At 59.8% G+C, this 12831-nt stretch carries 7 protein-coding genes; all 7 read left to right on the top strand.

The window, feature by feature from the left end; genetic code table 11:
- The first annotated feature begins 63 nt into the window (after positions 1 to 63).
- Positions 64 to 1239: a hypothetical protein gene (locus tag HH216_RS26200; RefSeq protein ID WP_254448517.1), complete on the top strand. Its 1176-nt coding sequence runs from the start codon at positions 64 to 66 to the stop codon at positions 1237 to 1239.
- 272 nt (positions 1240 to 1511) lie between these two features.
- Entirely contained in the window at positions 1512 to 2411 is a 900-nt protein-coding gene (locus tag HH216_RS26740; protein WP_332871519.1) for a gliding motility-associated C-terminal domain-containing protein, read from the top strand.
- 63 nt (positions 2412 to 2474) lie between these two features.
- Positions 2475 to 2708: a 4a-hydroxytetrahydrobiopterin dehydratase gene (locus tag HH216_RS19325; protein ID WP_169552296.1), complete on the top strand. Its 234-nt coding sequence runs from the start codon at positions 2475 to 2477 to the stop codon at positions 2706 to 2708.
- Between the two features lie 171 nt (positions 2709 to 2879).
- A complete protein-coding gene (locus tag HH216_RS19320; RefSeq protein ID WP_169552295.1) occupies positions 2880 to 3707 on the top strand; it encodes a hypothetical protein in 828 nt (275 codons plus the stop codon).
- Between the two features lie 214 nt (positions 3708 to 3921).
- Complete coding sequence (locus tag HH216_RS19315; protein WP_169552294.1) at positions 3922 to 4728, top strand: immunoglobulin domain-containing protein; 807 nt, start codon at positions 3922 to 3924, stop codon at positions 4726 to 4728.
- Complete coding sequence (locus HH216_RS26930; RefSeq protein ID WP_408641801.1) at positions 4638 to 5069, top strand: immunoglobulin domain-containing protein; 432 nt, start codon at positions 4638 to 4640, stop codon at positions 5067 to 5069. Before HH216_RS19315 ends, HH216_RS26930 begins: the two co-directional genes overlap by 91 nt.
- Positions 5027 to 12694 carry a T9SS type A sorting domain-containing protein gene (locus HH216_RS19310; protein WP_169552293.1) on the top strand — a complete coding sequence of 2556 codons (7668 nt, stop codon included), beginning with the start codon at positions 5027 to 5029 and terminating at the stop codon, positions 12692 to 12694. Before HH216_RS26930 ends, HH216_RS19310 begins: the two co-directional genes overlap by 43 nt.
- Positions 12695 to 12831 lie beyond the last annotated feature (137 nt).

Here is a 12831-nt window from a genome sequence, read left to right as displayed (position 1 = left end):
TTATAATTACCTGATAGGCAGCCAGCTGGCGCGTGTGCGGCTGGTGCTTGCTTCGCCCACTTTATGCATCGGCTGCTTGTTCTTCTGGTATTGGTCTGCTGGCCCGTGGTTACCTGGGCCAATCATATCGTCGGTGGTGACATCAGTCTGCTCGCGCTCGACAAGGCCCGACCGGGCTATTTCCGGATACAGATGACGCAGTACTGGGAAACGTCGGCGCTGGTGTCGGGCAATCAGGACGCGATTATCAACGTGATGGTATTTCGGAAGCGCAACCCGGTGCTGATCGAGAAAATTCAGGTCGACCTCCGCACGACTACACCCCTGATTTATGACAACGATGCCTGCGCTACGCAGCTGAACCTGCGCACGACGCAGGCGTTGTACTACCGCGACTATCAGTTCGACGTTGCGAAGTACGCCGATCCCGACGGCTACTACATGGTTTGGGAACGGTGCTGCCGGAACAACACGACGGTTAACATGGCGACCCCGACCGGGTTGGGCATGGCGATATACATGGAGTTTCCGCCCATGCTCCGCAACGGTGCGTTCGTGGCCAATTCGTCGCCATCGTTTGCGCTGCCCAATGGTGCGTATATCTGCCTGAATAAGCCATTTACGTTCGATTTGGGAGCGGTCGATGCCGATGGGGATGAACTCCGGTATAGTCTGGTGACCCCGCTTCAGGGCTACACGACAACGCAGGTGGTGTATGGCGACGAACAGGTTAGGTTGACGTATCCAGAAGTGGCCTGGGCCAGTGGCTACAGCGCGCAGAATGCCATTCCCGGAAATCCACCGCTGCGGGTCGATGCCAGAACGGGACTGCTGAGTGTACAGGCATCGCGGCAGGGTATTTTTCTGTTTACGGTGCAGGTCGAGGAATACCGGAACGGACAGCGCATCGGGCTGATTCGCCGGGATTTTCAGCTACCCGTCATCGAGTGTACCCCCCGCAAACCACCAGTGGCCCGCATCCAGTACAGCGGTCAGCCAGCCACTACGGTTGCTATCTGTCCGGCACAAACGGCGTTGCTGACCGTCGACAATGACCCGCTATACGCTTACCAGTGGCAAAAAGACGGGCTTCGGCTGTCGGGCATGACGTCGTACTCGCTGACAGCCGCGCAGCCGGGGGTGTACACGGTGATCCGAAGTTACAAAACCACCTGCGCCAGCGACACCGTATCGGAAGGGGTACAGGTTCGGCGCAGCGACTTGCCCCCGCCGACCTGACCGCCCAGAAAGCACCCTTCTGCGACGGCGATACCATTACCCTGAAAACCACCGATCCGGGAGGACTGCAATACAGCTGGCGCCGGGACGGGCAGCTACTGAACAACGAGCAGCGATCATCGTTGCGCACCAGCCGGAGCGGCACCTACATCGTATCGGTAAGTGCGACCGGTGGGGGATGCGCTAATGCTGATACGTTACAGATAAAGTTGTCACCACGCCCTGATGCCCGTTTGCAGGCGTCGGCGACATCATTCTGCGAGGGCGATTCGGTGCTGTTATCCGCCAGTACCGAAGCCGGGTACCGCTACCAATGGTTGCCGGTCGGTATAGCGGGTGGGTCACGGCTGACCGTTCGAGAGGGCGGCACGTACCGGGTGCAGGTTACCGACGCAACGGGCTGTTCCGCGCTGTCCGGCTGGATCACCGTGCAGCGAAAAGCCCGACCCACCGTTCAGCTCGACTCCATTCCGCCCTTTTGCCAGCCGGGTGGTGGCCCCGTCACGCTGCGCGGCACCCCGACCGACGGTACCTATGCCGGGGCGGGCGTAGCGGGAAATCAGTTTAACCCCGGCGCGGCCGGACTGGGTCGGCACCGGGTGAGCTATACCATTCAATCGGGGAACGGATGCCCGGCTGAAGCGGTGCGCTGGATCGGGGTTTCGGATGGACTACAGCTCAAACTACCCCCCCGCTACCCGCTGGCGCGTGGTGGACGGGTACAACTGGAGCCCACCCCCAACTATCCGATTGCCAGGGCCAGCTGGTCGCCCCCAACCGGGCTCGATAACCCCACTACCGAAACCCCCTGGGCCGCACCCGATCAGACAACGACCTATCGCCTACAGGCTATCGACGTGGCGGGGTGCCCGGCGTCGGGAGAAACGACGGTAGAAGTCGTCGAACGAATCTATATTCCTGACGCTTTCAGCCCGAACGGTGATGGTGTAAACGACGTCTGGGATGTGCGGAATGTGGCAGCTTTCACCGACTGTGAGGTGGCCGTGTATAACCGCTGGGGCGAAGTGGTGTTTCGGTCGACGGGCTACGCAACTTCCTGGAACGGAACCTACCAGCAGCAGGTTGTGGAGCCGGGCGTGTATACTTACCAGATTCGGTTAATTTCGCCCCTCCCGGCCGTGTATAAAGGCTCTATCACCGTGCTGAAATAAGACTCGCCCAGGCTTATTGCGTCGGGTAGGGGCAGCACCGAATACCGTAAACCGAATACCGCTATGTGGCGCGAAGAAGATAATCAGCTCGTGCGCGAATTTACATTCGCTGATTTTTCGGAGGCATTCGCCTTCATGACCCGCGTGGCGATGGCTGCCGAAAAGATGGATCATCATCCGTGGTGGTCCAACGTCTACAACAAGGTTACGATCAAGCTGACCACCCACGATGCGGGTAATACCATCACCGACCTTGACCGGAAACTGGCGAAGCTAATCGATACACTAGTCGCCTAGTATGTTGAGTGGATGAGTTGGCTAGTGCGTTGACAAACAGCTATTTGGCGATGATTGTATTTAGGAATGCGCGTATCTGACCAGTAGCTGACCGGTTACTAATTCGTTTTTATAGGATGTACTGATCGTGTGTACATTGGTGACAACTACCCACCGTCATTCGATCCGTACTTGTTTACCTATTCATTCCTGCTCTCCGCCGGGCTGCTCAGCCTGTGCCTACCCTTATCTGCCAACGCTCAGCGAGCAGCTATCTATCAGGAACAACCCGGCACATGGCTGGCATCGGTCAGTTTGGGAACGACGCGCTACGCTGGCGACATGAACGAACCCGGCGACTTCTCGCATCTGCGCCTGGGTGCATCCGTCGCCCTATCCGGTGCCTACCGCTTGTCGACCCACGCCGTTCTGCGCGCTGAAGCACAACTGTACTACATCTACGGCAGTCACGAGCATACCCGCATCGATTACAACAACCTGTCGTTTCATAGCCTGAATCCCGATGTGTGGGCGGGCGTACAGGTTGATCTGTGGCCTACAACCCACCGTACCCGCCCCCGGAGTCCGTACCTGCTGGCTGGTCTGGGCCTGACCTATATGTCGCCCAAAGCCACTTATCAGGGCCACGAGTACGATCTGGCCCCTATGCACACGGAGGGTGTCGACTACAACCGGTTACCGCTAATCATCCGGTACGGGTTTGGTTACCCGCTGGTTACCGATAAACGGTGGCGGCTGCACCTGGAAGGCACGTACACCCACGTGATGAGCGATTACCTCGACGATTTGAGTACCGTCTATCCAGATTTTAGCCAGATGAGTTCGTTGGCGGCTGCGCTATCTGACCGTCGTTCCGAAATCGGCTTACCGCCCAATCGGCCCGGAGCCAAGCGCGGTAACAGTGACAAAAACGACGGCTATTTTATCGTGTCCGTGCGGGGTGTTTACGTCATCAGAACGCGCTGGGATCGCGGTTATCGCCGAAGCCGCCGGGGCTGAATGGGCCTATGGTCGTCTACACAGTGCTGAGGAAAATGAACTGTCGCGTCCGGACAAAGCCTCAGTTTTACAAAGCCTGCTACCGTGTCAGTAACCACAACATAAGACGAATTACTCCTCGAAATACATTCACCGACCAGCTGTTTGAAACAGGTTGACTTTGCCCGCTAACAGGACATAATATGCGTGTCCTCTTTGGCTAACCTGTTTTATTATGTCTTTATCTCTACGGCTGTTTCGCTGTGTGGTTGCGTTGTTATTCCTCTGTGCCGGTGTGGCGCAGGCCCAGGTGACGGTTAGTAATGTCACGCCATCTACCGTCTGCGCAGGCGGTAACGTATCGTTTAGCTACACCAACGCGCTTGGCCTTTTTTCACAGACGAGTATTAACCTTGTTGGTCCCAGCACTAATACTACTACTCAGCTACTCGCAACAATTACAGCCGGCTCTACTAGTGGCACAGTATCAGTTACTATTCCGCGCAATAAAGCCGGGGGCTCCTACACGATTCAGGTACTCAATCAGAGTAATGGCGGGTCGGCGACGACACAGCCTTTTACAGTGGTTGCCCTACCTGCCGCGCCAACAACCTCGAACGTTACCTACTGCCAGAACGCCACTCCTACCTCGCTGACGGCGTCGGGACAGAATCTAAAATGGTATACGGCTGCCAGTGGTGGTGCGGCCTCCACGTCGATAACGCCCTCGACTGCCACACCGGGCGCGACAACTTACTACGTTAGTCAGACCAACAGCAGTGGCTGTGAAAGCGACCGTGCTCCGTTGACTGTTACCGTCAACGCGCTGCCCAACGCACCCACGACGACCAATGTCAGCTACTGCCAGAACGCCACCCCTACCTCGCTGACGGCTACGGGGCAGAATCTGAAATGGTATACCAGCTCTAGTGGGGGACGGCCTCCACGTCGATTACACCCTCGACAAGTACGACCGGTACGACGACCTATTACGTCACACAGACCAACACCAACGGCTGCGAAAGTGCCCGTAGCCCGCTGACGGTAACAATCAATCCGACTCCGCTGGCACCGGCTGTTGCCAACACGTCGGTTGCCTATTGCCAGAATACGACAGCGCAGCCGCTACAGGCGACGGCAACGTCGGGTAATACGCTCAACTGGTACAATAGTCAGGGAGCAGCATTAGGTAGTACGGCCCCAACGCCATCGACGACAAATCCGGGTACGACGTTCTACCAAGTAAGTCAGCGTAACGCCAGCGGCTGCGAAAGTCCCCGTGTTCAGATTACGGTAACGATTAATACGGCTCCCCCGCCCCGGCCACCAGCCCGGTCAATGTGTGTCAAGGGGGGGCAACGGTGTCGCTGGTCAGCAGTGTGACGCCCATATCGGGGAACTCGCTGAAATGGTACACCTCGCCCACGTCGGCCAGTTTGGCTGCGGCTCCGCAGGTCTCGACCAGCCAAACCGGTCCACCACAGGTGTTTTACGTGAGTCAGACGAACACCAATGGCTGTGAGAGCAGCCGGGCGGCCATTACTTACATGGTCTACGCACTGCCGAATCCGCCTTCGGTCGTCAGTCCGGTGGCCTACTGTCAGAACGCTACCGCGCAGCCCTTACAGGCAACCCCATCGCCGGGCGGTACGCTGAACTTCTATACGGTTTCGTCGGGCGGGACAAGTACCACATCGCTAACCCCGCAAACCCAGTCCAGCAACATCTATTACGTGAGCCAGACGGTCAACGGCTGCGAGAGCGGTTCACGGGCTCCGATCACGGTAACGATCAATGCCCAGCCGACCCGCCCCGCCGTTACGACGCCCGTGGTCTATTGCCAGTTTGCAACGGCGTCTCCGCTGAGTGCCACCGCTGCAACTAACAACACGCTGATCTGGTACGCGCTCAATGGGCAACAGCTGGGTAGCGCTCCCACGCCACCGACGACGGTAACGGGCGTAACATCGTATTCGGTTAACCAGCGCGATCCGTTAGGCTGTATCAGTCAGCCAGCGATCATCAGTGTAACGATCAACGCTAAACCGACGGCCCCCGCTACGGCTCCGTTGAGTGCCTGTCTGAACACAGTAGCCCCGTCGTTGCCGACCAGCGTTACGGCTACTGGCACGTTAAAATGGTACACGGCTTCAGTTGGTGGGGTAGGGGCCACCGTCGCACCCGTCCTGTCGACCACTGCGGTTGGCAGCACGACTTACTACGTGAGCCAGACCAGCGCCGACGGCTGCGAAAGCGACCGGGCTGCCATTACCTATACCGTCAACCCACTGCCCAGCCCGCCTGTGCCAACACCCCGTACGGTGCTTTACTGTCAGGGGGCAACTGCAACGCCGTTGACGGCCTCGGGCCAGAACCTGAAATGGTACCTGACCAACACGACCAGCGTATCGGCCACTTCGATAACCCCCTCGACTACCATTGCGGGTAGCGTGAAATACTTCGTGAGCCAGACGAATGGGAATGGCTGCGAAAGTCCCCGCGATTCGGTGACGGTCATTACCAGCTCGCGGCCGGTAGCACCCACGGTTGTCTCACCAGTAACGTACTGCCAGAATGCCGTAGCTACTTCGCTGTCGGCAACGGCCATACCCAACAACACGCTGAAATGGTACGGTACCGACCTCGCCAGCACGACCTTCACGACGCAGGCGACCGTTCCATCGACTACCACGCCCGGCACGTTCACCTACTACGTAACGCAGACCGACGGTAACAGCTGCGAAAGCGACAAAGCCGGTATCGTCGTACGCGTTAACCCGCTACCGACAACACCCGTCACCACGTCGATTACGGTTTGCCAGAATGCAACGACGGTCAGCCTGCCATCGGCGGTGGTGGCTACGGGCATCCTGAAATGGTACACAACACCGACGGGTGGCGTAGGTAGCACGACAGCCCCGGTACTGTCGACCTCGGCTGCTACGACCTACACGTACTACGTCAGCCAAACCGACGGCAACGGCTGCGAAAGCAACCGCGCTACGCTGACAGCAACGGTGAAACCGCTACCGGCCGCTCCAACGGTTTCCCTCAACGTGGTGCCACTCTGCCAGAGCAGTACCCCCACAGCCCTGACGGCAATGGCCAGCACGGGCGGCACGCTAAAATGGTATGATCCGTCGGGTAACACGTTTGCGTCGATTATCCCATCGTCAGCCGTAGTCGCGACTACGGTGTATCAGGTCAGTCAGCTCGTCGATGGTTGCGAAGGGCCGAAGACGAGCGTGTCAGTGGTCGTTATCCGCAAACCCGATGCTCCGACCGTTGCCGTACCTGCTGCTTACTGCCAGTTTGCGCAGCCAACAGCCCTGTCGGCCACGGCCGCTGCAACCAACACGCTGAAATGGTACGCTGGCCCGACAGGTGGTGCGGTTATTCCCACCCCCACGCCGTCGACCAGCTCCCCCGGCACAACGACTTATTACGTCACACAGACTGACCTGAACGGTTGCGAAAGCGACCGGGCCAGCATTGCCGTACAGGTGAAGGCTAAACCTGCCCCGCCCGTTACGGCCCCCGTAGCGTTCTGCGCCAATCAGGTGTCGTCGCTGAGTGCGGTGGCCGACAATGGCGGGACGCTCAACTGGTACGGCACCAGCCCGACCAGCGGCACGGCGACCGCGACGGCTCCGATTCCGTCGACCAGCGTGATCGGCGCACCGGTTAATTACTATGTGAGTCAGACGGTGAATGGCTGCGAAAGCGACCGCGCTGTGGTTGCCGTAACGATCAAGGCATTGCCCGTTGCACCGACTGTCAGCGCCACGCCTGTCGTTTATTGCCAGGGGGTAACGGCGCAACCGCTATCGGCCACGCCAGCGACAAACGGTACGCTTAACTGGTATCTGACGCAGACCGGCGGGACTTCCTCACCCACCGCGTTCACCCCGTCGACGGCCAGTAACGTTCCCCCAACCAGCTACTATTACGTCAGTCAGACGGTTGACGGCTGCGAAGGACCACGGTCGACCATTGCCGTAACGATCAATCCCAAACCCACAATACCGACCGTAACGCCAGCGGTAACCTACTGCCAGAACGCCGTTGCTACATCGCTGACAGCCACCGCCAGCGGTACCCTGCGCTGGTACACCGACCCGGCGGGTAGCCCGGCCATTCCAACGCCGACGCCCTCGACCACTTCGCCCGGCGTCACCAATTACTACGTCACGCAGACGAGCCCTAACGGCTGCGAAAGCGACCGTGCCACCATCGTTGTGACGATTAATGCGCTGCCTGCTGCGCCGGTTGTCAGCCAGACGGCTGTGGCTGTTTGTCAGAACAGCACCCCCGTTACCCTGACAGCAACAGCCAGCACGGGCGGTACGCTCAACTGGTACATGGTAGCTACCGGGACGCCTTCTCCGACGGCCCCCGCTCCGCCAACAACTGCGGCCGGGTCGACGATGACTTACTATGTGAGCCAGACAGTCAATGGGTGCGAAGGACCAAAAACAGCCATCAGCGTGACAGTGACCCCGCTGCCCGCTGCGCCCACGGTTAGCACCCCCGTCAATTACTGCCAGAACGCCGTTGCCCAGCCATTGACGGCCACCGCCAGCACAGGTGGTACACTTAACTGGTACGATCCGACGGGTAATGCGCTGGCGTCGGTTGCTCCAACGCCTGCTACCACCACGCCCGGCCCGGTTGTTTATCAGGTCAGTCAGACGGTCAACGGTTGCGAAGGGCCACGGGCGTCGATCACGGTTGCTGTGAGTCAGGCTCCCGTTGTACCGACAGCCACGACGACACTGGCCTACTGCCAGAGCAGTGTACCGCCGGCCCTGACGGCGACGGCCAGCACGGGTGGTACGCTCAACTGGTACACGGTAGCCACCGGTGGCACAGCCTCATCCGTTGCACCAATACCGAATACGACCACGGCCGGTGTACAGACCTACTACGTGAGCCAGACGATCAACGGTTGTGAAAGCAATCGGGTTACGATAACGGTAACGATCAACGCCCTGCCCGCTGCGCCGGTTGTCAGCCAGACGGCTGTGGCTGTTTGTCAGAACAGCGCCCCCGTTACCCTGACGGCGACGGCCAGCACGGGCGGCACGCTCAACTGGTACACCACGCTCAACGGGACGCCCTCGGCTACCGCCCCCGCCCCGCCAACGACTGCGGCCGGGTCGACGATGACCTACTATGTGAGCCAGACCGTCAACGGCTGCGAAGGAGCAAAGGCAGCGATCATCGTGACGGTCACAGCCCTGCCCGCTGCGCCCGCTGTCAGCACCCCCGTTAACTACTGCCAAAACGCCGTTGCCCTGCCGCTGACGGCTACGGCCAGCGCAGGCGGTACACTCAACTGGTATAGCCCGGCGGGTGGCCCTGCCTCATCCGCTGCGCTGACACCCAGCACGACCACGGCCGGACAGCAGACCTACTCCGTTAGTCAGACGGTCAATGGCTGCGAAGGCCCGAAAGCGTCAATCATTGTCAACATCTATCAGGCACCGGCCGTACCGGCAACAACCGCGGCCCTGGCGTACTGCCAGAACAGCGTTGCCCCGGTGCTGACGGCGACACCCAGCACGGGCGGTACGATTAACTGGTACACGGTGCCAACTGGCGGCACTGCATCGTCCGTTGCGCCGATACCGAACACAACTACCGCCGGTGTGCAGGTCTACTACGTGAGTCAGACGGTCAACGGTTGCGAAAGCGATAGAACAGGCATCACGGTAACGATCAAGGCCACGCCGGTCGCGCCGACTCCGGTTAGTCCGACGATCAGCCTGTGCCAGAGCGGTACCGCGACGCCGTTGACAGCGGTTCCCAGCACGGGCGGCACGCTCAACTGGTACACAGTCGTTGGTGGGACTGCTTCGCCGGTGGCCCCGACCCCCAATACGAGTGCCGCCGGACAACAAACCTACTACGTGAGTCAGACCATCAGTGGCTGCGAGGGCCCAACTACGCCGATCGTCGTTACGGTCAATGCGTTGCCAGCCGCACCGGTCGTTGCTGCTGCATCGGTTAGCTTCTGCCAGAACAGCGCGTCGACCGCGCTGACGGCCCAGCCAAGTCCGGGTGGTACGCTGTATTGGTACGCCGGTACGGGCGGTACCGGGTCGACCACGGCTCCCGTGCCACCGACGAGTACTGCTGGTACGCAGACGTATCTGGTTAGCCAGCGTGTCAACGGCTGCGAAGGACCACAGACGACGCTCACCGTCACAATCAACCCGCTCCCCGCTGCGCCGACGACCAGCCCAACGCCGATAACGTATTGTCAGGGTGTAACGGCGCTGCCGCTGACCGCTGCCGGTACGGGTACGCTCAACTGGTACACAACGGCTGGCGGAACCCCGTCGCAAACAGCGCCTGTACCACCGACAACCACACCGGGTCTGTTTACGTACTACGTGAGTCAGACAATCAATGGTTGCGAAGGCCCACAGGCGACCATTGTTGTACTGATCAACGCAACCCCGGCGGCTCCGACGGTTGGGGCTACACCAGTTTATTGCCAGAACGGAACCAGCACCGCGCTGGCGGCTATCCCGAGTTCGGGTGGCACGCTGGAGTGGTATACGACCCCAACGGGCGGCTCACCGTCCAGCACACCACCAACGCCCCCCGTCGGGTCAGCCGGTACGGTGACGTACTATGTGAGCCAGAATATCGGCGGTTGCGAGGGCCCACGTGTTCAGGTTACGGCCACGATCAAACCGTCGCCCGCTGCGCCAACGGTAACGCCTACGCTGGCCTACTGCGAGAACAGTGTGGCTCCGGCGCTGACGGCCACACCCTCGGGTGGTACGCTGAACTGGTACACGGTACCGACTGGCGGCACCGGATCGGCAACGCCCCCGGTACCACCGACAAACACCGTGGGTACGCAGTCGTACTACGTCAGTCAGATCACGGCTGATGGGTGCGAAGGTCCGCGGGCGGCCATTGCCGTTACGATCCGGGCCCTGCCTGCTGCCCCGACGACAACGCCGTTGAGTATCTGTCAGAACGCTACCCCGCCCTCGCTGGCCTTATCGGTAGCGGCTTTCGGGCCGGTAAACTGGTACACGACGCAGACGGGCGGCACACCATCGACGGTGGCACCAGTACCTGCAACGGCGAATCCCGGACCGATCACGTACTACGTTAGTCAGACCGACGCCAACGGATGCGAAAGCCAGCGGTCACTGTTGCTGGTGACGGTTACGGCAACGCCAGCGGCTCCCGTCGTGCCAACCAGTGCGCCGGTTTGTCAGAATACCGCCCCGATTGTATTGACCGCAGCGGGGCAGGGGCTGAAATGGTATGCCGACGCCACGTCGACGGGTAGCCTGGGTAGCTCGATTGTTCAGCAGACAGGCGTTGCCGGTACGTTCGCGTACTATGTTAGCCAGACGGTCGGTTCCTGCGAAGGACCACGGGCACTGGCGCAGGTAGTCGTCAATGCCAGCCCGGCCGCGCCGGTTGTACAGGCCACGCAGAGCGGCTGTCAGGACGCCCCGGCTCAACCGCTGACGGCGTCGGGTACGGCCCTGCAATGGTACGATGCCAACGACAGTCAGATCGGGACGCCCACGCCCGACACGCGCGTTGAGTCAACCCAGACTTATTCGTACAAAGTAACCCAGACCGTCAACGGCTGCGTTAGCCCGAAGGCAACGGTACTGTACACGGTGACGGTGTTGCCCGTGCCGACGGTAACGACGCCGGTTGCTTATTGCCAGAATCAGCAGGCGACACCGTTGCAGGCCAGCGGCAGCGGGCTACGTTGGGTAGACCCGAGTGGTGCCGTGACAACCGCAGCGCCGACACCACCCACCAGCGTTATCACGGCCGGTGCCAGTTATTCGGTCAGTCAGACAAACGCGCAGGGCTGCGAAAGCCGTAAAGCTGAAATCCGCGTTACGGTCAACGCCCAGGCGGTGGCCGTGCTGAGCGGCACCACCACGGTAAGTTACGGCAGTGGCGCACCGCTGACGCTGACGCTGTCGGGTGTTGGGCCGTACAGCTACACGCTCTCGAATGGTATCACGGGCGTGGCAGAATCGGCTTCGGTGGGTACAATCACCCGCACGATTTCGGTAACGCCCACGGCCTCGACGACGTACACGCTGCTCGGGGTGTCGAATGGCTGCGGGGCCGGTAACGCATCCGGTTCGGCAACCGTCACGGTCGATAGACCAGCGATCGTTGCGGGGGGGCTGTCGGTGTCATCGGTTTGCGCGGGCGGACAGATCGACGTGCCTTTCACGACCAGTGGTACATTTACACCCGGTAACACCTTCGTGGTGGAAATGGCGCTCGCTGGTGATTCGGCGACCCGGCAGTACCGGGCTATTTCCACGGGCGTAGTGCAGGGCCCTGTCATTCAGACGACTGTCCCGATCAACTACGCGCAGGGACTGTATTTCATTCGGGTCAGGGCGACAAACACAAACTACCCGGTTGTCAGTGCACCCAGTGCAACGACGCTCAACGTACGAGCGTTGCCCACCGCGTCGATCAGTGCGAGCAAAACCGTGGTGTACCGGGGTGAGCGCGTTCAGTTGAACTTCACCTTCAGCGGTGATGCGCCCTGGCAGGCAACCTATCGGGATCGCACAGGTGTTCGTCCGATCAGCCCGACCACCAATCCCTATTCGTTGACATTCACGGCCGACAGTACGACGACGTACAAATTGCTGAGTGTGACAAACGGCTGCGGAACGGGACACATTGACGGCGTCGACTCGGTCCGAATCCGCGTCGACATACTAACGGCGGATGAGTCTCCCTTTGCCACGTCGGTGAAGGTGTACCCTGTGCCAACGAACGGTGATGTGACCGTTGAGATTGATGATCCGATGCTGAAAAACGCAGCCGATATTCAGTTGACCCGTCTCAACGGAGAGGTGGCGCAGACGGTAAAAACGCGGCAGCGGCAAACGGTCATCAAACTCGGCGACGAACCCGCTGGTATCTATTTCCTGCAAATCAGACTCGGCGACCGGTCCACCGTCCGACGAATACTGAAGCAATAGGTTTTGAACTGTGATTCATCTGATTACACTGATGGACTGTGATTAGAAAAAATCAGCGAAATCTGTGTAATCAGATGAATCATAGTTCAGGATTGTCTGATTACATGATGGGCTATGATTGAAAAAATCAGCGAAAT

This window comes from Spirosoma rhododendri (assembly GCF_012849055.1).
Classification (GTDB): domain Bacteria; phylum Bacteroidota; class Bacteroidia; order Cytophagales; family Spirosomataceae; genus Spirosoma; species Spirosoma rhododendri.
Note: the sequence above shows the minus strand (reverse complement) of the source record. Positions and strands in the feature narration are given on the sequence as shown.

What these genes read in the sequence shown, in the direction of transcription:
- HH216_RS19315 (WP_169552294.1), top strand. Translation starts at nt 3,922, where the DNA reads ATGTCTTTATCTCTACGGCTGTTTCGCTGTGTGGTTGCGTTGTTATTC.
- HH216_RS19325 (WP_169552296.1), top strand. Translation starts at nt 2,475, where the DNA reads ATGTGGCGCGAAGAAGATAATCAGCTCGTGCGCGAATTTACATTCGCT.
- HH216_RS26200 (WP_254448517.1), top strand. Translation starts at nt 64, where the DNA reads ATGCATCGGCTGCTTGTTCTTCTGGTATTGGTCTGCTGGCCCGTGGTT.